We start from the raw sequence: 24,768 nt of genomic DNA on the forward strand, positions 1-24,768 counted from the left end.
GCGTTGGAGGCCAGATGAGTACTCAGATTTCCGGGGGACCGCCGGGATCCTCCGCGGCTCCACGATCGCGACCGTCGCGCAGACGAACCCTCTACCGCGGCGATCCCGGGATGTGGTCCTGGGTCCTGCACCGCATCACCGGTGCGACGATCTTCTTCTTCCTGTTCGTGCACGTGCTCGACACGGCGCTGGTGCGGGTCAGCCCGCAGGCCTATAACGAGGTCATCGAGACCTACAAGACGCCGCTGATCGGGCTGATGGAGATCGGGCTCGTCGTCGCCGTGCTCTACCACGCCCTCAACGGCATCCGGGTGATCCTCATCGACTTCTGGCAGCACGGCGCGCGCTATCAGCGGGTGATGCTGTGGATCGTGGTCGGCGTCTTCCTGGCGATCTTCATCCCGTCCCTCGGCATCATCGGCATGCACATGGCCGAGCGGTTCCTGTGAGCGCGCCAGCCGGCGGGCCCGCGGGAGCCTGGACGCCGCACCACCGCGAGGGCCGCATCGCCCCGGTGATGCAGAAGGAGCACGACAGGCCGGCCGGCCTGGACCACCCGCGGGCACCTCGGCGTCCGCGCGGCATCCCCTACTTCGAGAAATACGCGTGGCTGTTCATGCGGTTCTCGGGTGTCGCGCTGGTCTTTCTGGCGCTCGGCCACCTGTTCGTGATGCTGATGTGGGAGGACGGGGTCTATCGCATCGACTTCAACTACGTCGCCGAACGCTGGGCGTCGCCGTTCTGGCAGATCTGGGACATGGCGCTGCTGTGGCTGGCCCAGCTGCACGGAGCCAACGGGCTGCGCACGATTATCGGTGACTACGCGCGCAAGAACACCACGAAATTCTGGCTGAACTCGCTGTTGCTGCTGGCGACCGGATTCACCCTGGTGCTGGGCAGCTACGTGCTGGTGACCTTCGACGCGAACATCTCATGAGGGTGAGCAACACATGATTCAGGAACATCGCTACGACGTCGTCATCGTCGGTGCGGGCGGGGCCGGTATGCGCGCGGCGGTGGAGGCGGGACCGCGAGCGCGCACCGCGGTCCTGACCAAGCTGTACCCGACGCGCAGCCACACCGGCGCGGCCCAGGGCGGGATGTGCGCGGCGCTGGCCAACGTCGAAGAGGACAACTGGGAGTGGCACACCTTCGACACCGTCAAGGGCGGCGACTACCTCGCCGACCAGGACGCCGTCGAGATCATGTGCAAGGAAGCCATCGACGCGGTGCTGGACCTCGAAAAGATGGGGATGCCGTTCAACCGCACCCCCGAGGGCCGCATCGACCAGCGCCGCTTCGGCGGGCACACCCGCGATCACGGCAAGGCTCCCGTGCGCCGGGCCTGTTATGCCGCCGACCGCACCGGCCACATGATCCTGCAGACGCTGTATCAAAACTGCGTCAAGCACGACGTCGAGTTCTTCAACGAGTTCTACGCGCTGGACATCTCGATCACCGAGACGCAGTCCGGCCCCGTGGCCACCGGCGTCATCGCCTATGAGCTGGCCACCGGTGACATCCACGTCTTCCACGCCAAGGCCATCGTGTTCGCCACCGGCGGGTCGGGGCGGATGTACAAGACGACCTCCAATGCGCACACGTTGACCGGGGACGGTCTCGGCATCGTCTTCCGCAAGGGACTTCCCTTGGAGGACATGGAGTTTCACCAGTTCCATCCGACCGGCCTCGCCGGCCTCGGCATCCTGATCTCCGAGGCGGTGCGCGGTGAGGGCGGCCGGTTGCTCAATGGTGATGGCGAGCGCTTCATGGAGCGCTACGCGCCGACGATCGTCGACCTGGCCCCGCGCGACATCGTCGCCAGGTCGATGGTGCTCGAGGTGCTCGAGGGCCGCGGCGCGGGGCCGAACAAGGACTACGTCTACATCGACGTACGCCACCTCGGCGAGGACGTGCTCGAGGCCAAGCTGCCCGACATCACCGAGTTCGCCCGCACGTATTTGGGCGTCGACCCGGTCAAGGAGTTGGTGCCGGTCTACCCGACGTGCCACTACGTGATGGGCGGCATCCCGACCAACGTCAACGGCCAGGTGCTGCGCGACAACACGACGATCATTCCCGGCCTCTACGCCGCGGGTGAATGCGCGTGCGTGTCCGTCCACGGCGCCAACCGCCTGGGCACCAACTCGCTGCTGGACATCAACGTGTTCGGCCGGCGCGCCGGCATCGCCGCGGCCAATTACGCACTGGGACACGACCACGTCCCGCTTCCGCAGAATCCGGCGGGCATGGTGGTCGACTGGGTCGGCGACATCCTCTCCGAGCACGGCAACGAGCGCGTCGCCGACATCCGCGGCGCCCTGCAGCAGTCGATGGACAACAACGCCGCGGTGTTCCGCACCGAGGAGACGCTGAAGCAGGCGCTGACCGACATCCACGCACTCAAGGAGCGGTACTCGCGAATAACGGTGCACGACAAGGGCAAGCGCTACAACAGCGATCTGCTCGAAGCGATCGAGCTCGGCTTCCTGCTCGAGCTCGCCGAGGTCACCGTGGTCGGGGCGTTGAACCGCAAGGAGTCCCGTGGCGGCCATGCCCGCGAGGACTACCCCAACCGCGATGACACCAACTACATGCGCCACACCATGGCCTACAAGGAGGGCACCGACCTTCTGTCCGACATCCGGCTGGACTACAAACCCGTGGTCCAGACCCGCTATGAGCCGATGGAACGGAAGTACTGATGACAATCGCGCCTGAGGTCGAGACCAAGGATCCCGAACTGCCGCCCGTGCCGGAGGGCGCGGTGATGGTGACGCTGAAGATCGCCCGGTTCAATCCGGAAGAGCCCGACGCCTACGCCGACTCGGATGGCTGGCAGAGCTTCCGCGTTCCGTGCCTGCCCACCGACCGGCTGCTCAATCTGCTGCACTACGTGAAGTGGTACCTGGACGGCACGCTGACGTTCCGACGGTCGTGCGCGCACGGCGTGTGCGGTTCGGATGCGATGCGGATCAACGGCGTCAACCGGCTGGCGTGCAAGGTGCTGATGCGCGACATGCTGCCGAAGAACCCCAACAAGCAGCTCACCATCACCATCGAGCCGATCCGCGGACTGCCCGTGGAGAAGGACCTGATCGTGGACATGGAGCCGTTCTTCGACGCCTACCGCGCGATCAAGCCGTACCTGGTCACCAGCGGCAATCCCCCTACGCGCGAACGTATTCAGAGCCAGACCGACCGGGCCCGCTACGACGACACCACCAAGTGCATCCTGTGTGCGTGCTGCACGACGAGCTGCCCGATCTACTGGAGCGAAGGGTCCTACTTCGGTCCCGCCGCGATCGTCAACGCGCACCGCTTCATCTTCGACAGCCGCGATGAGGCCGCCGCCGAGCGGCTCGACATCCTCAACGAGGTCGACGGGGTGTGGCGCTGCCGAACCACGTTCAACTGCACCGAGTCCTGCCCGCGCGGCATCCAGGTCACGCAGGCCATCCAGGAGGTCAAGCGCGCGCTGATGTTCGCGCGCTGATCTCCTTCCGCGAGCGCTGCGACTCCACGGGTCTGCGAACCAGAACGCTCCTTTCGCCGTTGTATCCACTACAGCAACGAAGAGGAGCACAGTGTCGATACTGTCCTGGCAGCCCGTCGCCGACGGCGTGGCGCGCCTGTTCGCCCGAGCCTTCAACACCGAACCGAAGCCGGGCGTGCGATTCCCCGAGATCGAGGGTGATACCAGCACCGACGTCGTCGGCACCCGGCACGGCCCCACCGCGGTGACGATCTACCGGCCGCCGGCCGCGGCGACCGAACGTGCGGGCGTCTACGTCAACATCCACGGCGGTGGTTTTGTGGCCGGGCGCCAGGAGCAGGACGATCCGTGGTGCCGCTACCTGGCCGCGCACGCCGGGGTGGTCGTCGTCAACACCGACTACGTGCTCGCGCCCGGTCACCGGTTTCCCACCGCGGCCGAACAGTTGCTCGACGTGGTGCGGTGGGCCGCCGCCGAGGAACGGGACTGGGATGGCAGCCGGTTGTGCGTGGGCGGACAGAGCGCCGGGGGGAACCTGTCGGCCGCGATCAGCCGGATGGCCCTCGAGCAAGGCGGCCCGGCGATTGCGTTGCAGGTGCTGCATTATGCGGTGCTGGACCTGGTGACACCGGCGGCGAAGAAGCACTCCCCGCTGGGCCGCGACGCCGTTCTCAAACCGTGGATGGCCGAGGTCTTCGATACGGCCTACATCCCGCGGCGCGAGGATCGCAAACACCGACTCGCCTCGCCGGTGTGGGGGTCCAACGCCGACCACCTCGCCGGGATCGCCCCAGCGGTGGTCATCACCACCGAGTTCGACCTGCTCCGCGACGAAGGCGTCCGGTACGCCGCCGAGCTGGACGCCGCGGGCTCGCTGGTGCGCCACCACGACGTCCTCGGCGTCGACCACGCCTACAACGTCCGAAGCGACAACTCCGATGTGACGCGGCGCATGTACGGCCTGCTCGCAGAACACGTGCGTGACGCGACCGCTCCGCGGGCCTGACCGCGAATCGGGGCTCATTTCCTGCGCGCGGTCACACTTCGGCGGGCTGTCTCGTCTGCAAGGTATGACGACATCACGTATCGAACCCCTGCCCCCGCAGCGCGCGACGCTGCTGACCAAGCTCCTGTACCGGGTGGCCAAGCGCCGCTTCGGCGAGGTGCCCGAACCGTTCGCCGTGGCCGCGCACCATCCGCGGCTCATGATCGCCAACGTCGTGCACGAAGGCATGCTGCAGTCCGGGTCGAAGAAGCTGCCCACCAGCGTCCGTGAGCTCGCGGTGTTCTGGGCCGCCCGGACGGTCGGATGCTCGTGGTGTGTGGATTTCGGCGCGATGCTGCAACGCCTCGACGGCCTCGACGTCGACCGCCTCAAGCACATCGACGAATACGCGACGTCGCCGCTGTTCTCCGACGACGAGCGCGCCGCGATCGCTTACGCCGACGCGATGACCGGTGATCCGCACACGATCACCGACGAACAGGTCGACGACCTTTGCCAGCGGTTCGGCGACGACGGCGTCATCGAGCTGACGTATCAGATCGGCGTGGAGAACATGCGCGCACGGATGTACTCGGCGCTGGGCATCACCGAGCAGGGCTTCGGTTCGGGCGATGCGTGCCGGGTCCCGTGGGTTACCGATGAGTCTTCAGCGGCGAGCCGGTGAACTTGTCCGGGTTGGCGACATCCCATATCGCGCAGACCTTGCCGTCGCGCACGGTCATCGCGGTGACCCGCGGCATCATCTCCGCATAGCCGTCGTGGGCGGGTGCCCCGGGAGTCCAGCTGCCGAACTGACCGTTGATCAAAGCGGGCACACCCGTCTCGAGCCAGCCCGGTCCATAGCGGCGGGCCAGCCCGAACAGGAACCGGGCCACCTTCTCCGGGCCGTGGATGACGCGCGGCGCGGTCGGCGCGCGGCGGTTCGAGTCACCGGTGAAGGTGACATCGGGATGTAGCAGTGCCACAACGGCTTCCATATCACCCGCAGCGAGGGCTGCCATCAGCGCTCCGGCGACCTCGTTGTGGGTGTCGTCGGATACCGGCGGTGGCGCGTCGGCGACGGCACGCCGTGCCCGGGAGGCCAGCTGGCGCGCCGCCGCCGCACTGACACCGAGTACGTCGGCGACCTCCCCGAACGGCACCGAGAAGCCGTCGTGCAGCACGAACGCCACCCGCTGATCGGGGTTGAGCCGTTCGAGCACCACCATCGCCGCGAACCGGGCGTCTTCACCGGCGACCACCGCCGCCAACGGGTCGTCACCGTCCAGCGAGGTGACCACCGGCTCCGGAAGCCATTGGCCGACATAGGTTTCACGCCGATGCGCCGCCGAACGAAGCCGGTCCAGGCCCAATCGGCTGACCACCGTCGTGAGCCAGGCCCGCAGATCCTTGATCGACTCGTGGTGGGCGGCGCTCCAGCGCAACCAGGCGTCCTGGACGATGTCCTCGGCGTCGGCCATCGTGCCCGTGAGCCGGTAGGCGACGGACAGCAGGTGCGGCCGCAGCTCCTCGAACTCGTCGACCCGCGCGCTGGCGGTCATTCAGCCAGCCTAGTCCGCGCCAATACTTCCAGCGTGGCGCGCCCGCGGCGCCGCACTCCACTTGCTAGGTTCGGCTGTCGACATACCCGGACTTATGGAGGGGGACGCGGTTGATTCAGGTTCGGGCAGCGCTGCTGCTGGCGGCGGGACTGATTGCGGTACCGGGGATCCCGATGGCAGCGGCGGCCATGGTCGACGACGACGCCTGGCAGCCGGGCTCCGAGACCGCGCAGGTGGCCAGCGAGGACGGCAACCAGGTCGTCGTCGTCGGCCCGTCCGGCTGGGACGCCCGCGAGTTCGGCAACGGGATCGGCTACCGCTCAGGGGACGAGCTCGTCATCGTGCAGGTCTTCGACCGGGGTGGGCGCGACGTGGATGCTGTCGCACGCCGGCTCATGCGGGCCGACCGCGTCACCGGTTCCAGCGCCGCGATGACAGGCGAGACCATCACCACCGCCGACGGCACCCTGACCGGTGAGGCGTGTGAACTCGTGGCCGGCGACCGGTTGGGCGAATGCGCGTTTCTGGCCGACGACGAGGTGATCGTGTGGGTCCAGACCCTCGGCACCGCCGACCAGCCCGCGCCGCCACTGGACGTCGTCGTGGCACCGATCAGAAGGGACCAGCCGTGACCGGCGATACCGTGCAAGCAACGCGTCCTGTGGTGTACCGCCCTGAGTCCGCGGTGTTCTGGGTGTTCGTGGTGGCCCTGATCGCCGGCACGCTTCTCTTGCTCGACGACTCCTGGTCCGTCATCCGCGCCACCCTCGACGCCCACCTCGACCTGGCGTGGCTGTGGCTGCTGTTCATCGTCTTCATGGTGTGGTTGATTTTCCGGTTCGACCCGTTCCGCAGCGGTCGGCGTCATCCGCAGGCACTCGTGGCCGGGTTCGCGCTGGGCGGCACCACAGCGGTGGCGATGGCGATGATCGGCAACGATGCGCTCGGCCAACTGTGGAGTCTGGTGCTCCCACCGGAGACGTTGACCGCCTGGCAGGCCTCGATCACCGCGCCGATCATCGAAGAGGCGTCCAAGGCGTTGTGCGCAGCGGTGGTGCTGGTGCTGTGCGGGCATGTGCTGCAGCGGATTTCGCACGCACTGATGCTCGGGATGTTCGTCGGCTTCGGTTTCGACCTGATGGAGGACCTGTCTTACGCCGCCAACAGTGCACTGCAGGATCTCGACTCGGATGTGGTCGGCGCGGGCGGCAATCTCCTCGTGCGGTTCTTCACCGCCGTGCCGGCGCACTGGACCTACACGGCGCTGACGTCGGTCGGCGTGCTGATGTTGCTCCCGACGTTCCGTAGCGCGTCGCACTGGCCGACCGGTCGGCGGCTGGCCACCGCATGCGGACTGCTGCTGAGCGGCCCACTGCTGCACTTCATCTGGAACGCACCGGGTCCGGTGGCGGCGATGCCGCTGAAGATACTCGGCGGCCTGGTGTTCTTCCTGATCGTCGCGGCCCTGTTACTGCGTGACGAGCGGCGCTGGGTGGTCGCCCGCATCCAAGCGGGCCGCGCCAGCGGCGAGTTCTCCGGCATCCGCGACGACCTTCTGGACTCGCTGCCGACGCGTCGCCGGCGCCGCGCCCTGAAAAAGGCGGCGAAAAAGGCCGGTGGCCGCGCAGCCGCCAAGGCGGTCAAGGCCCAACAACGTGCCGCGCTCGACCGGATACAAGCATCTTGGACCGCCGAGCCGACGTCCGCGGAGCCGGTGGCTCAGCACGGTTAGCGCTTCGTGAACACCGTGCGGTGCCAGTCCTTTTCGGCCACCCCGGTGATGTCGCTCATCACGTGCTTGACCGTGAGGTACTCCTCGAGCGAGTAGTCGCTCATGTCCTTGCCGAACCCTGACGCGCCGACACCGCCGTGCGGCATCTCGCTGATGATCGGGATGTGGTCGTTGATCCACACACAACCGGCCTTGATCTCCCGCGAGGCCCGCTGCGCGCGGTACACGTCACGCGTCCACGCCGATGCCGCCAGCCCGTAGTCTGTGTCGTTGGCCTGCCGCAGCGCGTCGTCGTCGTCGGTGAACGAGCGCACCGTCAGAACTGGCCCGAAGATTTCGTCGCGATACACCTCCGAGCGCTCGTCGACGTCGGCGATCACGGTCGGTAGATAGAACGAACCCGGCCGGTCCGGGGCCGACCCGCCGCAGACGATTCGCCCGCCCTGACCGGGGGCGCGCTCGACCATGCCTGCCACTTTTGCCCGGTGCGCCATCGAGATCAGCGGTCCGAGATCGGTGTCCGGGTCGTGCGGATCGCCGACGACGACCTTGGAGAACACCTCGCCGACACCCGCGACGAAATCGTCGTAGAGCTCGCGCGCGATGATCGCCCGGGTCGCGGCCGTGCAGTCCTGACCGGTGTTGATCAATGCGGCGGCCGCAGCGCCCTGGACGGCGGCGTCGAGGTCCGCGTCGTCGAACACCACGAACGGTGCCTTACCGCCGAGCTCGAGCTGCACCCGGTGGCCGTGCACCGCCGCCGCGGCCATCACCTTGCGCCCCACCGGCGTCGAGCCGGTGAACGTCACGACGTCGACGTCGCGGTGCCCGGCCAGCGCCGCGCCGACGTCGCCGCCCAACCCGGTGACCACGTTGAAGACGCCGTCGGGTAGACCCGCCTCCTTGGCGAGGCGCGCGAGCGTCAACGTGGTCAACGGCGTCAGCTCACACGGTTTGATCACCACCGAACAGCCGGCGGCCAACGCGGGCAACACCTTCCACACCGCCATCTGCAGCGGATAGTTCCACGGCGTGATCGTCGCGACCACGCCGACGGCCTCGCGACGGATGCTGGAGGTGTGGTCGCCGGAGTACTCGGCGCTGGCCTTGCCCTCCAAGTGACGGGCCGCGCCTGCGAAGAAGTCGATGTTGTCGACGCTGCCGGGCACGTCGAACTCGGCGGCCAACCGCACCGGCTTACCGGTCTGGCTGACCTCCTCGGCGACCAGGGCGTCGGTGCTCGCGCCGGCCAACTGCGCCAGTTTGTACAGCACCGCCGAGCGCTCGGCCGGCGTGGCGCCCGACCACTCGGACAGCGCGCCTCGAGCAGACGCCACCGCGGTGTCCACGTCATCGGGTGTGGCCACTGCGTACTCGGCCACAGCCTCACCGGTTGCGGGGTTGACGACGTGGAACGCAGCGCCACCGGTGGCCACCGCGGCGCCGTCGATCCAGCTGCCCGCCACACTGGTGGAAACAGATGTCGCAGTCATGGCCATACGCTAACGGACCCGACGGCCACGAGCCACGCAATCCCCTACGCTTTCCCATAGCCGAACGCGCCTCGAACAAGTGAATTCATGGCTGTGGTTGCCCCTGACGACGGATTCCGTGCACAATCACTGGCATGCCTACCCCGGGTGCTACGCACGGTCTCGGCCCCGTTTCGTTCCGACTCAACCAGTCCCGTCCCGGTGCTGCGTTCCAGCTCGACGATCTGAGCAAGCAGATCATCGAGAAGCTGCAGCAGGACGGACGACGCTCGTATGCGGGCATCGGCAAGTCGGTCGGGCTGTCGGAGGCCGCCGTCCGGCAGCGGGTGCAACGCATGGTCGACGCCGGCGTCATGCAGATCGTCGCCGTCACCGATCCGATGCAGCTGGGCTTCGCGCGCCAGGCGATGATCGGCATCCGCTGCACCGGCGACACCACCAAGATCGCCGAGAAGCTGGCCGCCATCGAATCCGTCGACTACGTGGTGCTCACCGCCGGATCCTTCGACGCCATCGTCGAGGTGGTCTGCGAGGACGACGACGACCTGCTCGACCTTCTCAACACCCAGATCCGTGCCCTGCCGGGAGTGATATCCACCGAAACCCTCGTGTACTTGAAACTTGTTAAGCAGCAATATAATTGGGGCACTAGATGACTACGACCGATATCGCGCGGGAGGTTTCGGCCGAGCTCGACGCGAAAGCCAACCGCCACCTGTGGGGTCACTTCGCCCGGCACGGCGCCGGTATCACCCCGCCGATCATCACCCGCGGTGAGGGCATCACGATCTGGGACAGCAACGGCAAGAGCTACATCGACGGGCTGTCGGGGCTTTTCGTCGTACAGGTCGGTCACGGCCGCCAGGAATTGGCCGAGGCCGCTGCCAAACAGGCCGAGCAGCTGGCGTTCTTCCCGCTGTGGTCCTACGCCACGCCGACCGCGATCGAACTCGCCGAACGGGTCGCCAATTATGCGCCCGGCGACCTGAACCGGGTGTTTTTCACCACCGGCGGCGGCGAAGCCGTCGAGTCGGCGTGGAAACTGGCCAAGAACTACTTCAAGCTGACCGGCAAACCCGGTAAGCACAAGGTGGTTTCGCGGTCCATCGCCTACCACGGCACCCCGCAGGGCGCGCTGGCCATCACCGGGTTGCCGGTGTTCAAGGCACCGTTCGAGCCGCTGACGCCCGGCGGTTTCCGGGTGCCCAACACCAACTTCTACCGCGCCCCCGCGCCGTACCAGGACGACGAGAAGGCGTTCGGGCAGTACTGCGCCGACCGCATCGCCGAAGCCATTGAATTCGAGGGGCCCGACACCGTCGCGGCCGTCTTCCTCGAACCGGTGCAGAATGCGGGTGGCTGCTTCCCGCCCCCACCAGGCTATTTCGAGCGGGTCCGGGAGATTTGCGACGAGTACGACGTGCTGCTGGTATCTGACGAGGTCATCTGCGCATACGGCCGGATCGGGTCGATGTTCGCCTGTGACGATTTCGGTTACGTGCCCGACATCATCACCTGCGCAAAGGGTTTGACGTCCGGCTACTCGCCGATCGGCGCGATGGTCGCCAGCGACCGGCTGTTCGAGCCGTTCAACGACGGCAAGACCACGTTCGCGCACGGCTACACGTTCGGCGGGCATCCGGTGTCGTCGGCGGTGGCGCTGGCCAACCTCGACATCTTCGAGCGCGAGGGCCTCAACGACCACGTCAAGGAGAACGCGCCGAGATTCCGGGCCACCCTCGAGCAGTTGTACGACCTGCCGATCGTCGGTGACGTTCGCGGCGAGGGCTACTTCTACGGCATCGAACTCGTGAAGGACAAGGCCACCAAGGAGACCTTCAGCGACGAGGAGTCCGAGCGGTTGCTGCGCGGCTTCTTGACCCCGGCGCTGTTCGAGGCAGGCCTGTACTGCCGCGCCGACGACCGCGGCGATCCGGTCGTGCAGTTGGCCCCGCCACTGATCAGCGGCCAGAAGGAATTCGACGCGATCTACCAGATCATGCGCGATGTGCTCGCCGAGGCCGGCCGCCGCATCTGAATTTGCGCGAAATTGCATTCCAGCAGCGAAAGTACGAGTAACTGCCTGCTGGAACACAATTTCGCGGCGAATGGGAGCGTAGCGTCGGGCGACGTGGCCTCCGAACGTACCCAACCCAAGCCGCCGATCGATCCCGTCCGCTGGCAGCCGCCGCCCGTCGATCCGCTTCCGGATCTGCCGTCGGCCGACCTGACCGTCATCCCGCTTCCGGGCAACGCGCCCGAGGACGTGGTCGTCCACGCCGACGGCGCCATCTGGGCAGGCGTCGACGACGGCCGCATCCTGCGCATCACCCCCGGCGGTGGGGACCCGGTCGTCGTCACCACGACCGAGGGCCGGCCGCTGGGCATGCACGTCGCCCACGACGGCCGCATCCTGGTCTGCACCAGTCCCGGCGGCCTGCTGTCGCTCGACCCGGCCAGCGGCACGGTGGAGACGCTCGTGGCTGACGTCGACGACCGGCGATTGATGTTCTGTTCCAACGTCACCCAATCACCGGACGGCACAATCTATTTCACCGAGTCGACGAGCGCGTTCGACTACGCCCATTTCAAGGGTGCGGTGATGGAGGCGCGCCCGCGCGGCAGCCTGTTCCGGCGCGATGCCGACGGCACCGTGCTCACCGCGGTCGCCGGGCTGTATTTCGCCAACGGCGTGACCCCCACCGCCGACGGGTCGGCGTTGGTCTTCGCCGAGACGATGGGGCGCGGGTTGTCGAAGTTCTGGCTCACCGGCGAGCGCGCCGGGTCGGTGACCCCGCTTCGAAAGAACCTGCCCGGCCATCCCGACAACCTGTCCACCGGCGCCGACGGCCGCATCTGGTGCGCGATGGTCTCGCCGCTCAACGCCGCCGCCGAATGGCTCGCGCCGCGCTGGCCCGCGATGCGCAAGCTGCTGTGGAAGCTGCCCGACAAGCTGCAGCCCCAGATCAAGCCCGAGGTGTGGGCGGTGGCGTTCGATCCGGAAACCGGTGACGTCGTCGCGGGCATCCGCTGCGAGCATCCGCGGTTCGGCATGGTGACCGGTCTGGTCGAGTCCGAGGGCCGGCTGTGGATGGGCAGCATCGGGTTCCCCGCCGTCGCGCACGTCGACATCGCGTCGCTGTCGCTCCGCTAAGTCACAAATGAAACTCAAGTAACACCAGTCACAGCGCGCCTACGCGCGATCAGCCCGTTCGCGGCTTAATGTGCGGTCACGATGGCGAAGTTTCGAATTCCGCTGCAACGCGCCGCCGTACTGGCCACGGCCTTGTTCGTGGCCGCGGGACCGGCCGTGGCAAGCGCGCAGCCGCCGGCGGCCCCCGAGGCGAGCGCATGCCCGTACCGCGAGGTGACACCACCCGCGGTCGACGCCTCCGAGGTCCCCAAGCCCGGTCAGGCACCGCCCGCACCGCTGCCGGTGCCGGCCACGCCGATGGGCGGTGAGAAGCTCTCCGGCTGTGGGGTCATCACCGCGCCGGGCACGCCGCCGCTACCGAACGACATCTCCGCTGAGGCGTGGCTGGTGGCCGATCTCGACTCCGGTGACGTCATCGCGGCCAAGGATCCGCACGGCAGGCACCGGCCCGCCAGCATCGTCAAAGTGTTGACCGCCATGCAGGCGATCAAGGAACTGCCGCTCCACAAGGTCGTGCCCGGCACCGCCGAGGACGCCGCCCAGGAGGGCACTAAGGTCGGCGTCGGCGAGGGCGGCCACTACTCGATCAACGACCTGCTGCATGGCCTGCTGATGTACTCGGGCAACGACGCCGCGTTCGCACTGGCTCGCCAGATGGGTGGCTGGGACGCCGCGCTGCACAAGCTCAACGACCTGGCCCGCAAGTTGGGCGGCCTCGACACCCGGGTCGCCACGCCGTCCGGGCTCGACGGTCCCGGCATGAGCACCTCGGCCTACGACATGGCCCTGTTCTACCGGTATGCCTGGCGCAACCCGGTTTTCAGCGACATCGTGTCGACCCGCGCATTCGACTTCCCCGGCCGCGGCGATGGCGGCTACCCGATCGAGAACGACAACAAGCTGTTGCTCAACTACCCCGGTGCGTTGGGTGGTAAGACCGGCTACACCGACGACGCCGGGCAGACGTTCGTCGGTGCCGCCGACCGCGACGGCCGTCGGCTCGTCGCGGTGCTCCTCAAGGGCACCCGCCAGCCGATCGCACCGTGGGAGCAAGCCGCGCATCTGCTCGATTACGGCTTCGCGACGGCGCCGGGCACCAGCGTCGGCACACTGATCGAGCCCGACCCGTCGTTGCTGGGAACCAAACCGGACGGCGATGGCACCAACCCCGCGGTCAGCGCGGCCCCGATGATGTCGGACATCGACGCGATGCCGGTGCGGGTCGGCGTCGGGGTGGTCGGCAGCGTGATCGTGTTCTCGTTGATCATGGGCGCACGGTCGCTGAACCGGCGCCCGCAGCACTAGCACCAGCGGCGCAACAACAGTTCCGCATCGGCGCAGAGCCGTTCGATCACCTCCGCCGCGGAGCGCGATTCTGCGACCATGCCGACGCCCTGCCCGGCGTTGACGGGCGCCACCCGGTAGTCCTCGGCGGCCGCAGCGGCGGCGAGTTCGGCGCGGGCGTCGGCATCGATGAGTTCGTCGCGACCGTCGAAGCGGTCGACGAATTCGTTGCGGAGCACCCGCTCGGGAAGCGTTGCCGGCCAGGGATACTCGAGTGCGATGTCGAAGACGCGGGTCGTCTCCGTATCGTCGCCGGATGCGCGCAACAGCTGCCGGCGCGCACCATCGGACGTCGTCGCTTCGGTACAGGTCGTGAATGCGGTCCCCAGCCAGGCGCCCGAGGCTCCGGCGGCCAGCACCGCGGCCAGGCCGCGGCCCGAGCCGATACCACCGGCGGCGAGTACGGGCACCGTCACCGCGTCGAGCACCTCGGCGAGCAACGGCAGAGTGCCCATGCGCGGCTCGCCGTGCCCGCCGCCCTCAGCCCCGCGCGCGACGATCACGTCGACACCGGCGTCGACCGCCCGTCGCGCGCCGGTCACATCGGCCACTTGCGCGGCGACCGGTACGCCGGCGTCGTGAGCCTGCCCCACCCAGGACCAGTCGTCGCCGAAGCTGACGGCCAGCAGCGCGGGCTTCGCGGCGAGCGCGACCTCCAACAGTTCGGGCTCGGCCGCCGTCACCCAGTGCACGAGCCCGATCCCGAACGGACGCTCGAGCGCCGATACGTGCGGGAGCTCGGCCGCCAACTTCGCGGCGGTGGCCGAACTGCCCATGCCGATCATGCCGAGGCCGCCCGCCCGGGACACCGCTGCGGCCAGGACGCCGCCCGCGGTGCCGCCCATCGGCGCATTCACGATCGGCGCGTCGAGTCCCATCCGGCGGGACCAGGGCGTCGCAAGGGGCACGGACGCGACGTTACCGCTTTGCTACGGTGGCCCTGTCAGCAGTTGACACCGGACGAGCGGCGCCGTACCCGGCCAGCGACAAGACGGCGTTTCGGAGGTGTTGCTTCATGCCCTGGGTCATCCTCATCGTGTCGGGTGCGTTCGAAGCCGTGTGGGCCGTCGCACTGAGCAAGTCGCAAGGTTTCAGCCGGCCGATTCCGATAGCGGTTTTCGTTGTGGCACTGATCATCTCGATGGGCGGTCTGGGTATCGCATTGCGGGATCTGCCCGTCGGCACCGGTTATGCGGTGTGGGTGGGCGTGGGCGCCGCGCTCACCGTCGTCTATGCGCTGGCCACCGGCGAGGAGAGCGCATCACCGATCAAGGTGGCACTGCTGCTCGGCATCGTCGGTTGCGTGGTCGGCCTGCAGCTGGTCAGCCAGGGTCACTGACGCCGTCGCAGTCGCGAAATTCCCAACGCGCCAACCGCTCCCGCCGCCACGGCCGCCAGCACGCCGCCGACGCCGACACCCTCGTGCACCTGCACCCGGGGGGTGATCTGCACGAGCCCGGGCGGCGGGAGCGGTGCGGCCTCCATGTTCTCGATCGACGTCGCCGCCCACGCCGTGGCGAAGAGGATGAGCCGGGCGGTGATGTAGGCGAACACCATCAGGCCGAGCACCGGACCGAACGTCGCTCCGGCCGGGCCGGTCACCACCGAACGTAAGTAGATCGACGCCACCTGTTTGAAGACCTCGAACGCCACCGCCGCGAGCACCCCGGCCCGCATCGCCGAACTGAAGCTGATCGACTCGCGGGGCAACCGCGCGATGATCCAGGTGAACAGCAGCCAACTGATCAGCACCGAGATGGCCAGCGAGATCACCCGCAGCAGAATGCTCATGCCCGGAACATCGCCCAGCCCAACCCATTCGACGGCCTTGCGGGCCAGCCCGGAGCTGCTCACCACGGTCAGCGCGATGGTGGCCGCGATCGCCAGGAACAAGCCGGCGATGGCCGTCAGATCCGACAGCTTCGTGCGCACGAAGCCGGGGGTGTCGCGTCGCATCAGGCCCCACATCTGGCTCAGCGCCTCGCGCAGATTGGCCATCCAGCCGAGCCCGGCCCATGCCGCGGTGGCCAGCCCGATGATGCCGACCGAGGTGCGGGACTCGATCGCGGAGTCCATCAGCTCCACGAGTTGTGTGGCGACGTCGCCGGACACCGACGCCCTGATCCGATCCTGGATCTCGGCGAGCAGTTCGGGCTGCCTGACCAGGATGAAACCGCCGACGGCGAAGCCGACCATCAACAGCGGGAACATCGCGAAGACCGTGAAGTAGGTGATGCCTGCCGCGTAGAAGTCACCCTTGCTGTCCTTGTAGCGCTCCTGCGCCCGCATGACGTGGTCGAACCATTCGTGCCGCGCGCGCAGGCGGTCGACGAAGCCCCGCTTCTCTTCCGGCTCCCCCGGAGGTGTCACGCCAGCCTCCCCACGTCAGCCCCCCGGCCGCAGAAACCCCAACCGGTCATATACCCGCCGCAGCGTCGTCGCAGACACGTCGCGGGCCCTTTCGGCCCCCGCCGCCAGAATCGATTCCAACTCGGCCGGATCGGCGAGCAGTTCGTCGACCCTGGCCTTGATCGGTGTCACGAACTCGACGACGGCTTCGGCGGTGTCGGCTTTGAGGTCGCCGTATCCGCGTCCCGCGTAACCGTCGACGAGCTTGTCGATGTCGGTGCCGGTGACCGCAGACTGAATGGTCAGCAGGTTCGAGACGCCGGGTTTGGCGTCGAGGTCGTAACGCACCTCGCGTTCGCTGTCGGTGACGGCCGAGCGGATCTTTTTGGCCGAGGCCTTCGGCTCGTCGAGCAGGCCGATCAGGCCTGCCTCGGTTCCCGCGGATTTGCTCATCTTGGACGTCGGGTCCTGCAGGTCGTAAATCTTGGCCGTCGCCTTCGGGATCATCGGCTCGGGGATGACGAAGGTGTCCGGGAAGCGGGAGTTGACCCGTTGCGCCACATCGCGTGCCAGCTCCAGATGTTGGCGTTGATCCTCCCCAACCGGGACGAGCTCGGTGTCGTACAACAGCACATCGGCGGCCATCAGCACCGGATAGGTGAACAACCCCACGGTGGTGGCCTCGCTGCCCTCCTTCTGCGACTTGTCCTTGAACTGCGTCATCCGCGATGCCTGCCCGAAACCGGTGAAACAGCCGAGCACCCAGGCCAATTCGGCGTGCGCGGGAACGTGGCTCTGCACGAAGATCGTGGCCCGGGCCGGGTCGATGCCCAGCGCGAGGTACTGCGCGGCGGTGACCAGCGTGCGCCGCCTCAGCCGCTCGGGGTCCTGCGGGATCGTGATCGCGTGCAGGTCCACCACGCAGAAGAACGCGTCATGGTCGTCCTGGAGGCCGACCCACTGCTGGATCGCTCCCAGTGCATTGCCGAGGTGCAGAGAATCGGAGGTCGGTTGGACCCCGGAGAAGACGACGGGTTTCGGCGAACTGCTCATGATCGCCCGATCATTTCACGCGACCGGTATTCGACCGTCACCGGCGCGTGGTCCGACCAGCGCAGCGCATACGCCTCGGCGCGCTCCACCCGGGCGGCGACGGCCCGCTCCGCCAACGCCTTGGTGGCCAACTGGTAGTCGATGCGCCAGCCGGCGTCGTTGTCGAAGGCGCGGCCCCGCCACGACCACCACGCATACGGACCCGGCTGGTCGGGGTGCAACTCGCGAACCACGTCCACCCAACCCGAGGCGAGCAGTTCGGTGAGCCACTGTCGCTCACCCGGCAGGAACCCGGACTTCTTGAGGTTCCCCTTCCAGTTCTTGATGTCGTTCTCGGTGTGAGCGATGTTCCAGTCGCCGCATACGACGGCCTCGCGGTCGGTCAGCGTCGCCATCCGCGCGGCGAGCTCGGCCATGAACCGTTCCTTCTCCAGCTGGCGGTCCGTCTCTGCCTCGCCGGTCTGGACGTAGACGCTCGCGACCGTCACCCCGGCGGTGTCGACCTCCAGATAGCGGCCGTGCCCGCCGAACTCGTCGGACTCGAGCAGCCGCGACGCCGAGATCGGGTGGCGCGACAGCACGGCCACGCCGCTGCGGCCCTTGATATGCGGTTCGGCCGACGCGAGGCGCCACCCGTCATCCAGGGCGGGCGCCAATGCGGCGGTCAGCTGGCCATCGTCGGCGCGGGTTTCCTGCAGGCAGATCACGTCGGCGGTGGTCGACGCCAGCCACGGCAGCACGCCGCGGTTCAGCGGTGAGCGCTCTTTGACCGCGGCGCGGATGCCGTTGACGTTGATGGTGCTGACGATCAGCGAGGTCACAGCGGCAGACCATACCGACGCACTTGCGGTACCGCCGGTATCACCTTTACTGTCGGGCTGATGACCGAGCGCGCACCGATCCACGTCGGCTCAGGCGAGCCCATCGTCCTCCTACACCCGTTCATGATGTCGCAGAACGTGTGGAAGAAGGTCGCCCCGCTCATCGCCGACACCGGCCGCTACGAGGTGCTGGCCCCGACGATGCCCGGGCACAACGGCGGGGTGAAGGGGCACCGGTTCCTGGACACCGCCGAGCTGGCCGACGACGTCGAACGCAGAATGGACGCGCTGGGCTGGGACACCGCGCACATCGTCGGCAACTCGCTGGGCGGCTGGGTGGCCTTCGAGTTGGAGCGCCGCGGCCGGGCCCGCACGCTGACCGGGATCGCACCGGCGGGCGGTTGGAGCAAGTTCACCCCGGCGAAATTCGAGATCGTCGGCAAGTTCCTGGCCGGCTTCCCGGTGTGGGTGTTCACGCTGGCGTTCCGGCAACGCGTTTTGAAGCTGCCGTTCACGCGCTGGCTGGCGCACTTTCCGATCAGCGCCACGCCGGACCGGTTGTCCGACGACGACCTCGTCGACATCATCGACGACGTCACCCACTGCCCGGCCTACTACCAGCTGCTGGTGAAGTCGCTGCTGACCCCGGGCCTGATGGAACTGGCCGAAAGCGCGTGCCCCACCCACCTGGTGATCTGCGAGAAGGACCGGGTGCTGCCGCATCCGCGGTTCACCCGCCACTTCACCCAGCAGCTGCCGTCGAGCACGCAGGTCACGCATCTCGACGACGTCGGCCACATCCCGATGTACGAAGCGCCCCAGCGTGTGGCCGACCTGATCGTCGCCTTCGTCGACGGCCACGCCGCCGAGCCGCGTGAGGCACTCGGCGGTTAGAGCTTCGTCACCGGCTCGCTCGTCGCGCCCTCCAGCACCGAGTTCAACGTCTTGCTGGGACGCATCACCGCGGTGGTCTTCTCCGGGTCCGGGTAGTAGTACCCGCCGATGTCGACCGAGTCGCCCTGCACCTCGACGAGTTCGTTGACGATCGCATCCTCGTTGTCGGCCAGCGACTTTGCGAGATCGGCGAAGTGGTGGGCGAGCTCCTTGTCGTCGGTCTGCTCGGCCAGCTCCTGCGCCCAGTACATCGCGAGGTAGTACTGGCTGCCCCTGTTGTCGAGCTCACCGGTCTTGCGTGACGGGCTCTTGTTGTTGTCCAACAGTTTTCCGATGGCCGAGTCCAGCGTCTTACCCAGCAGAACAGCCCGCTTGTTTTCGGTCTTGCGCCCGATGTCTTCGAAACATGCTCCCAAAGCGAGGTATTCGCCGAGCGAATCCCAGCGCAGGTGGTTCTCCTCGACCAGCTGGTGGACGTGCTTGGGCGCGGAGCCACCGGCGCCGGTTTCGTACATCCCGCCGCCGGCCATCAGCGGCACGATCGACAGCATCTTCGCGCTGGTGCCCAGCTCCAGGATCGGGAAGAGGTCAGTCAGGTAGTCGCGCAGGATGTTTCCGGTCACGGCGATGGTGTCCTGGCCGCGGATCAACCGTTCCAGGGTGTACCGCATGGCCCACACCTGCGGCATGATCTGGATGTGGAGGCCCTCGGTGTCGTGGTCCTTGAGGTACTCCTTGACCTTCTTGCGCAGCTCCACCTCGTGCGGACGCTCGGTGTCGAGCCAGAACAGCGCGGTCATGTCGGCGGCCCTGGCCCTCGTCACGGCCAGCTTCACCCAGTCGCGGATCGCGGCGTCCTTGACCACCGGCATGCGCCAGATGTCGCCGGTCTCGACATTCTGGGTCATCAGCACCTCGCCGGTGTCGACGTCGACGATGTTGGCGACGCCGTCCTCGGGGATCTCGAACGTCTTGTCGTGGCTGCCGTACTCCTCGGCTTTCTGCGCCATCAGCCCCACGTTGGGCACGGTGCCGATGGTCGTCGGATCGAACTGCCCGTGGGTCTTACAGAAGTTGACCATCTCCTGGTAGATCCGGCTGAACGTGGACTCGGGGTTGACCGCCTTGGTGTCCTTGGTCCGCCCGTCGGCGCCGTACATCTTGCCGCCGAGACGGATCATCGCGGGCATCGACGCGTCGACGATCACGTCGCTCGGCGAGTGGAAGTTTGTGATGCCGCGGGCCGAATCCACCATCGCCAGTTCCGGGCGGTGCTCGTGCACGGCGTGGATGTCCTGGACGATCTCCTCGCGCTGCGAGGCGGGCAGCGCCTGGATCTTGTCGTAGAGATCGGACATGCCGTTGTTGACGTTCACGCCGAGTTCGTCGAGCACCTTCTGGTGCTTGGCGAACGCGTCCTTGTAGAACACCTTCACCGCGTGGCCGAACACGATCGGGTGCGACACCTTCATCATCGTGGCCTTGACGTGCAGCGAGAACATCACGCCGGTCTTGTAGGCATCCTCGATCTGTTCTTCGAAGAATTCGCAGAGCGCCTTGCGGCTCATGAACATGCTGTCGATGATGTCGCCGTCGTCGAGAGCCACCTCCGGCTTGAGCACGATCGTCTCGCCGCTCTTTGTCTCGAGCACCATCTTGACCTTGCGGTCCTTGTCCAGCGTCATCGACTTCTCGCCGTGATAGAAGTCGCCGGTCTTCATGGTCGCCACGTGTGTGCGCGACGCCATCGACCACTCACCCATGCTGTGCGGATGCCGACGCGCGTACTCCTTGACCGCCTTGGGGGCGCGCCGATCCGAGTTACCCTGCCGCAGAACAGGGTTGACCGCGCTGCCGAGAATCTTGGCGTACCGGTCGTGAATCTCTTCTTCCTCGTCGTTCTTGGGGTCGCCGGGATAGTCGGGAAGGTCGTAGCCCTTGGCCTTGAGCTCCTTGATCGCGGCCAGCAGCTGCGGCACCGAGGCGCTGATGTTGGGCAGCTTGATGATGTTGGTGTCCGGCTTCTCGGTGAGCTCCCCGAGCCGCGCCAGGTTGTCGGGCACGCGCTGCTCGTCGGTCAGGCGGTCGGAGAACTCGGCGAGAATGCGTGCGGCCACCGAGATGTCACTGGTCTCGACGTTGATGCCCGCCGGTTCGGTGAAGGTGCGGATGATCGGCAGGAACGCGTAGGTCGCCAGCAGCGGCGCCTCGTCGGTCAGCGTGTAGATGATGGTCGGCTGCTCGGCAGTCATGTGGGGTTCTCCGGCTCGCTAATCGGTCAGGCCTCGGTCAGTCGACTACCAGTATTGCGCCGTACCCGACGCTCTGTGTGAGCCAGGGGGTCCGCCGACAGGACTGTGATCCGCTACTGGTGGGTAGCCCGCCATCGGCATGCCTCGCTGGCACGACGCAGGTGACGTGCGATAGGCTTCTCATCGGTCATGAGTGCCAGCGACAAGCCCCGGCTTGCTGGTCGGCAACCCTCCAACCGCGGTGGGGTGCCCCGGGTGATGACCAGGTTGAGTACCCGCTGACAAGCGGTTACCGGCAAGCGCGGGTCCGTTGTGACGGGCCCCCAGAGAAGACAGCGGAGGTCCGGCGTGCGCAGTTACCGCTGAGTGCGTGAAAGCCCCTTATCGGCCCCTCACAACAGGAGAAGCTATGAGCACCGAACACGATGACCCGACCGCGCGGTGGGCGTTCGAAACCAAGCAGGTCCACGCCGGACAGACCCCCGACAGCGCGACCAACGCCCGGGCGCTGCCGATCTACCAGACCACGTCGTACACGTTCGACAGCACCGATCACGCCGCCGCGCTGTTCGGCCTCGCCGAGCCCGGCAACATCTACACGCGGATCATGAACCCCACCCAGGACACCGTCGAGCAGCGCATCGCGGCGCTCGAGGGTGGTGTGGCGGCGCTGTTCCTGGCCTCCGGTCAGGCCGCCGAACACCTCGCGATCCTCAACATCGCCAACACCGGCGACCACATCGTGTCCAGCCCGCGGCTCTACGGCGGCACGTACAACCTGTTCCACTACACGTTCCCCAAGATCGGCATCGAGGTCAGTTTCGTGGAGGACCCCGACGACCTCGACTCGTGGCGTGCCGCGGTGCGGCCGAACACGAAAGCGTTCTTCGCCGAGTCGATCTCCAACCCGAAGATCGACATCCTCGACATCCCCAACGTCGCGGCGGTCGCCCACGACGCCGGCGTCCCGCTGATCGTCGACAACACCATCGCCACCCCGTACCTGATCCAGCCGCTGGCCCACGGCGCCGACATCGTCGTGCACTCGGCCACCAAGTACCTCGGCGGGCACGGCACCGCCATCGCCGGCGTGATCGTCGACGGCGGCACGTTCGACTGGACCAACGGCAGATTCCCCGGCTTCACCGAGCCCGACCCGAGCTACCACGGTGTGGTGTTCGCCGAACTCGGCCCGCCCGCATACGCGCTCAAGGCGCGGGTGCAGCTTCTGCGTGACCTGGGTTCCGCGGCGTCGCCGTTCAACGCGTTCCTGGTGGCCCAGGGCATCGAGACGCTGAGCCTGCGCGTCGAGCGGCACGTCGCCAACGCGCAGAAGGTCGCCGAGTACCTCGAGGGGCACGACGACGTGCTCTCGGTCAACTACGCCGGATTGCCCTCGTCCCCGTGGTACGAGCTCGGAAAGAAGCTGGCGCCCAAGGGGACCGGCGCCGTGCTCGCCTTCGAACTGGCGGGCGGGGTCGACGCCGGAAAGGCCTTCGTCAACGCGCTGACCCTGCACAGCCATGTCGCAAACATCGGCGACGTGCGGTCGCTGGTGATCCACCCGGCGTCCACCACACACGCGCAGTTGGCGCCGGAGGAGCAGTTGGCCACCGGCGTCACGCCCGGGTTGGTGCGCCTGGCGGTCGGCATCGAGGGCATCGACGACATCCTGGCCGATCTGGAGCGGGGCTTCGCCGCCGCCAAGCCGTTCAGCTCCGCAGGCAAGTCCGATCCGAACGCCACGGCGGCGTTCTGATGACCCTCTCCGACCTGGAAGTCGAGGTGCCGCTCCTGAATCTGCCCGCGGAAGGCGAGATCGGCGTGGTCGACATCGGCCCGCTGACCCTGGAGAACGGCGCGGTCATCGACGACGTGTCGATCGCCGTGCAGCGCTGGGGCAAGCTGTCGCCCGAGCGCGACAACGTCGTCGTGGTGCTGCACGCGCTGACCGGCGACTCCCACATCACCGGTCCGGCAGGGCCCGACCACCCGACCCCCGGCTGGTGGGACGGCGTCGCCGGTCCCGGCGGACCCATCGACACCGACCGCTGGTGCGCGGTGGCCACCAACGTGCTCGGCGGGTGCCGCGGCTCGACCGGCCCGAGCTCACCGCATCCCGACGGCAAGGCGTGGGGTTCGCGTTTCCCGGTCGTGTCCGTCCGCGACCAGGTGCGCGCCGACATCGCCGCGTTGGAGGCGTTCGGGATCACCGAGGTCGCGGCGGTAATGGGCGGCTCGTTGGGCGGCGCCCGCGCACTGGAGTGGATGGTCGGCCACCCCGACAGGGTGCGCGCGGGGCTGGTGCTGGCCGTCGGCGCGCGTGCCACCGCAGACCAGATCGGCACGCAGAGCTCGCAGGTCGCCGCGATCAAGGCCGACCCGAACTGGCAGAACGGCGACTACTACGGCACGGGGCTGTCCCCCGACCTCGGCATGGAGATCGCCCGCCGGTTCGCCCACCTGACCTATCGCGGCGAACTCGAGCTCGACACCCGGTTCGCCAACGATCCGCAGGACGACGAGGACCCCGGCGTCGGCGGCCGCTACGCCGTGCAGAGCTATCTGGAGCATCAGGGCCGAAAGCTGGTGTCGCGGTTCGATGCGGGCACTTATGTGGCCCTCACCGAGGCGCTGTCCAGCCATGACGTCGGACGGAACCGCGGGGGCGTCGAGGCCGCGCTGCGTGGCTGTGGTGTGCCTGCCGTGGTCGGCGGCATCACCTCCGACCGGCTCTACCCGCTTCGGCTGCAGGAGGAGCTGGCCGAATTGCTGCCCGGCTGCGCCGGACTCGATGTCGTCGAGTCGATCTACGGGCATGACGGCTTCCTGGTGGAGACCGACGCGGTCTACAAGCTCATCCGCCGGACGCTGGAGCTGGCATCTCGGTGAGCGGGCTGGAACAGGATCGCTCGCTGTCGTTCGGCGCGGAAGCCGCAGCCTACGAACGCGGTAGGCCGTCGTATCCGCCCGAGGCGATCGACTGGCTGCTGCCGTCGGCCGCCGCCAAGGTGCTCGACCTCGGCGCGGGCACGGGCAAGTTGACCACGCGCCTCGTCGAGCGCGGCCTCGACGTCGTCGCCGTCGATCCGATTCCCGAAATGCTTGACCTGCTGAGTCGTTCGCTTCCCGAGACGCCCGCGCTGCTCGGCACGGCCGAGGAGATCCCGCTGCCCGACGACAGCGTGGACGCCGTGCTGGTGGCCCAGGCCTGGCACTGGTTCGATCCCGAGATCGCGGTCAAGGAGGTCGCCCGCGTGCTGCGCCCCGGCGGTCGGCTGGGCCTGGTGTGGAACACCCGCGACGAGCGGCTCGGTTGGGTCAAAGACCTCGGCCGGATCATCGGTCACGAACACGATCCGTTCAGCAACACCGTGTCGCTGCCCGAACCGTTCACCGATGTGCAACGTCATCAGGTCGAGTGGACCAGTTACCTGACCCCCCAGGCGCTTATCGACCTCGTGGCGTCCCGCAGCTACTGCATCACCTCACCGGAGCAGGTGCGCACCAGGACGCTGGACCGCGTGCGCGAGCTGTTGGCGACCCACCCGGCGCTGGCCAACTCCACCGGGCTGGCGCTGCCGTACGTCACGGTGTGCATCCGGGCGACGCTGGCCTGACAGCCGCGCCGAG

Annotated in this window: 23 protein-coding genes, 1 pseudogene and 2 riboswitches; of the genes and pseudogenes, 17 read left to right on the top strand and 7 right to left on the bottom strand. The window is 67.6% G+C overall.

Translation table 11 applies throughout. The annotated features are described in order from the left end of the window. The first annotated feature begins 14 nt into the window (after positions 1-14). From sdhC to AU192_RS02915, 6 genes and pseudogenes are all read left to right on the top strand, one after another. Positions 15-449 carry a succinate dehydrogenase, cytochrome b556 subunit gene (sdhC, locus tag AU192_RS02890; protein ID WP_082693738.1) on the top strand — a complete coding sequence of 145 codons (435 nt, stop codon included), beginning with the start codon at positions 15-17 and terminating at the stop codon, positions 447-449. Positions 450-517: 68 nt separating this feature from the next. After that, entirely contained in the window at positions 518-937 is a 420-nt protein-coding gene (locus AU192_RS02895) for a succinate dehydrogenase hydrophobic membrane anchor subunit (RefSeq protein ID WP_064394320.1), read from the top strand. A 13-nt stretch (positions 938-950) separates the two neighbouring features. After that, positions 951-2,705 (top strand): succinate dehydrogenase flavoprotein subunit, encoded by a 1,755-nt coding sequence (gene sdhA, locus AU192_RS02900; protein WP_064394229.1) that lies wholly within the window; start codon positions 951-953, stop codon positions 2,703-2,705. Then, positions 2,705-3,496 carry a succinate dehydrogenase iron-sulfur subunit gene (locus tag AU192_RS02905; protein WP_064394230.1) on the top strand — a complete coding sequence of 264 codons (792 nt, stop codon included), beginning with the start codon at positions 2,705-2,707 and terminating at the stop codon, positions 3,494-3,496. The genes sdhA and AU192_RS02905 overlap by 1 nt, the downstream gene beginning before the upstream one ends. Positions 3,497-3,671: 175 nt before the next feature. Beyond that, on the top strand, positions 3,672-4,502 hold the full coding sequence (locus AU192_RS02910) for an alpha/beta hydrolase (protein WP_064394321.1): 831 nt from the start codon (positions 3,672-3,674) through the stop codon (positions 4,500-4,502). Positions 4,503-4,521: 19 nt separating this feature from the next. Further along, positions 4,522-5,166 (top strand): annotated as a pseudogene (locus AU192_RS02915) (carboxymuconolactone decarboxylase family protein); the annotation flags it as partial. Here AU192_RS02915 and AU192_RS02920 read toward each other — a convergent pair. Beyond that, complete coding sequence (locus AU192_RS02920; protein ID WP_064394232.1) at positions 5,135-6,043, bottom strand: sigma-70 family RNA polymerase sigma factor; 909 nt, start codon at positions 6,041-6,043, stop codon at positions 5,135-5,137. The pseudogene AU192_RS02915 and the gene AU192_RS02920 overlap by 32 nt on opposite strands. A 110-nt stretch (positions 6,044-6,153) precedes the next feature. Between AU192_RS02920 and AU192_RS02925 the strand changes: the two genes are divergently transcribed. Both AU192_RS02925 and AU192_RS02930 read left to right on the top strand, forming a co-directional pair. Next, positions 6,154-6,675, top strand: coding sequence for a hypothetical protein (locus AU192_RS02925; protein ID WP_064394233.1), 522 nt, complete (start codon positions 6,154-6,156; stop codon positions 6,673-6,675). Continuing rightward, positions 6,672-7,775 carry a PrsW family intramembrane metalloprotease gene (locus AU192_RS02930; RefSeq protein WP_064394234.1) on the top strand — a complete coding sequence of 368 codons (1,104 nt, stop codon included), beginning with the start codon at positions 6,672-6,674 and terminating at the stop codon, positions 7,773-7,775. The genes AU192_RS02925 and AU192_RS02930 overlap by 4 nt, the downstream gene beginning before the upstream one ends. Here the strand turns inward: AU192_RS02930 and AU192_RS02935 are convergent. Then, positions 7,772-9,268: a gamma-aminobutyraldehyde dehydrogenase gene (locus AU192_RS02935; RefSeq protein WP_082694892.1), complete on the bottom strand. Its 1,497-nt coding sequence runs from the start codon at positions 9,266-9,268 to the stop codon at positions 7,772-7,774. The two genes, AU192_RS02930 and AU192_RS02935, sit on opposite strands and share 4 nt — an antisense overlap. A 134-nt stretch (positions 9,269-9,402) precedes the next feature. On the opposite strand from AU192_RS02935, the gene AU192_RS02940 reads away from it, so the two are divergent. The 4 genes from AU192_RS02940 to AU192_RS02955 all read left to right on the top strand — a co-directional run bounded on the left by AU192_RS02940 (position 9,403) and on the right by AU192_RS02955 (position 13,727). Beyond that, positions 9,403-9,924, top strand: a complete 522-nt coding sequence (locus tag AU192_RS02940; RefSeq protein ID WP_064394236.1) for an Lrp/AsnC family transcriptional regulator — start codon at positions 9,403-9,405, stop codon at positions 9,922-9,924. Next, complete coding sequence (locus AU192_RS02945; protein WP_064394237.1) at positions 9,921-11,306, top strand: aspartate aminotransferase family protein; 1,386 nt, start codon at positions 9,921-9,923, stop codon at positions 11,304-11,306. The genes AU192_RS02940 and AU192_RS02945 overlap by 4 nt, the downstream gene beginning before the upstream one ends. A gap of 93 nt (positions 11,307-11,399) precedes the next feature. Then, a complete protein-coding gene (locus AU192_RS02950; RefSeq protein ID WP_064394238.1) occupies positions 11,400-12,422 on the top strand; it encodes an SMP-30/gluconolactonase/LRE family protein in 1,023 nt (340 codons plus the stop codon). 81 nt (positions 12,423-12,503) lie between these two features. Further along, on the top strand, positions 12,504-13,727 hold the full coding sequence (locus AU192_RS02955) for a D-alanyl-D-alanine carboxypeptidase family protein (RefSeq protein WP_064394239.1): 1,224 nt from the start codon (positions 12,504-12,506) through the stop codon (positions 13,725-13,727). Here AU192_RS02955 and AU192_RS02960 read toward each other — a convergent pair. Then, on the bottom strand, positions 13,724-14,644 hold the full coding sequence (locus tag AU192_RS02960; protein ID WP_207544902.1) for an NAD(P)H-dependent flavin oxidoreductase: 921 nt from the start codon (positions 14,642-14,644) through the stop codon (positions 13,724-13,726). The two genes, AU192_RS02955 and AU192_RS02960, sit on opposite strands and share 4 nt — an antisense overlap. A 59-nt stretch (positions 14,645-14,703) precedes the next feature. Next, a riboswitch (guanidine-III (ykkC-III) riboswitch) is annotated at positions 14,704-14,767 on the top strand. A gap of 14 nt (positions 14,768-14,781) precedes the next feature. On the opposite strand from AU192_RS02960, the gene AU192_RS02965 reads away from it, so the two are divergent. Continuing rightward, positions 14,782-15,105: a DMT family transporter gene (locus tag AU192_RS02965; protein WP_064394241.1), complete on the top strand. Its 324-nt coding sequence runs from the start codon at positions 14,782-14,784 to the stop codon at positions 15,103-15,105. Here the strand turns inward: AU192_RS02965 and yhjD are convergent. Genes yhjD through AU192_RS02980 form a run of 3 tightly spaced genes read right to left on the bottom strand, consistent with a single transcriptional unit; the run spans position 15,099 to position 17,980 of the window. After that, entirely contained in the window at positions 15,099-16,136 is a 1,038-nt protein-coding gene (gene yhjD, locus AU192_RS02970) for an inner membrane protein YhjD (RefSeq protein ID WP_064394242.1), read from the bottom strand. The genes AU192_RS02965 and yhjD overlap by 7 nt on opposite strands. A 15-nt stretch (positions 16,137-16,151) precedes the next feature. After that, positions 16,152-17,168 carry a tryptophan--tRNA ligase gene (trpS, locus tag AU192_RS02975; RefSeq protein WP_064394243.1) on the bottom strand — a complete coding sequence of 339 codons (1,017 nt, stop codon included), beginning with the start codon at positions 17,166-17,168 and terminating at the stop codon, positions 16,152-16,154. Further along, positions 17,165-17,980: an exodeoxyribonuclease III gene (locus tag AU192_RS02980; RefSeq protein ID WP_064394322.1), complete on the bottom strand. Its 816-nt coding sequence runs from the start codon at positions 17,978-17,980 to the stop codon at positions 17,165-17,167. The genes trpS and AU192_RS02980 overlap by 4 nt, the downstream gene beginning before the upstream one ends. Positions 17,981-18,049: 69 nt before the next feature. Here AU192_RS02980 and AU192_RS02985 point away from each other — a divergent pair, with 69 nt between their 5' ends. After that, positions 18,050-18,883, top strand: coding sequence for an alpha/beta fold hydrolase (locus AU192_RS02985; RefSeq protein ID WP_064394244.1), 834 nt, complete (start codon positions 18,050-18,052; stop codon positions 18,881-18,883). Here the strand turns inward: AU192_RS02985 and AU192_RS02990 are convergent. After that, the gene (locus AU192_RS02990; RefSeq protein WP_064394245.1) at positions 18,880-21,135 is read right to left on the bottom strand and encodes an NADP-dependent isocitrate dehydrogenase; all 2,256 of its coding nucleotides are present in this window, start codon (positions 21,133-21,135) and stop codon (positions 18,880-18,882) included. The two genes, AU192_RS02985 and AU192_RS02990, sit on opposite strands and share 4 nt — an antisense overlap. A 185-nt stretch (positions 21,136-21,320) precedes the next feature. After that, a riboswitch (SAM riboswitch) is annotated at positions 21,321-21,443 on the top strand. Between the two features lie 101 nt (positions 21,444-21,544). Between AU192_RS02990 and AU192_RS02995 the strand changes: the two genes are divergently transcribed. Genes AU192_RS02995 through AU192_RS03005 form a run of 3 tightly spaced genes read left to right on the top strand, consistent with a single transcriptional unit; the run spans position 21,545 to position 24,755 of the window. Then, a complete protein-coding gene (locus tag AU192_RS02995; protein ID WP_064394246.1) occupies positions 21,545-22,894 on the top strand; it encodes a bifunctional o-acetylhomoserine/o-acetylserine sulfhydrylase in 1,350 nt (449 codons plus the stop codon). Beyond that, a complete protein-coding gene (metX, locus tag AU192_RS03000; RefSeq protein WP_064394247.1) occupies positions 22,894-24,027 on the top strand; it encodes a homoserine O-acetyltransferase MetX in 1,134 nt (377 codons plus the stop codon). Before AU192_RS02995 ends, metX begins: the two co-directional genes overlap by 1 nt. Next, on the top strand, positions 24,024-24,755 hold the full coding sequence (locus tag AU192_RS03005; protein ID WP_165593259.1) for a class I SAM-dependent methyltransferase: 732 nt from the start codon (positions 24,024-24,026) through the stop codon (positions 24,753-24,755). The genes metX and AU192_RS03005 overlap by 4 nt, the downstream gene beginning before the upstream one ends. The last annotated feature ends 13 nt before the right edge of the window (positions 24,756-24,768 follow it).

The organism is Mycobacterium lehmannii, assembly GCF_001499925.1.
GTDB lineage: Bacteria > Actinomycetota > Actinomycetes > Mycobacteriales > Mycobacteriaceae > Mycobacterium > Mycobacterium lehmannii.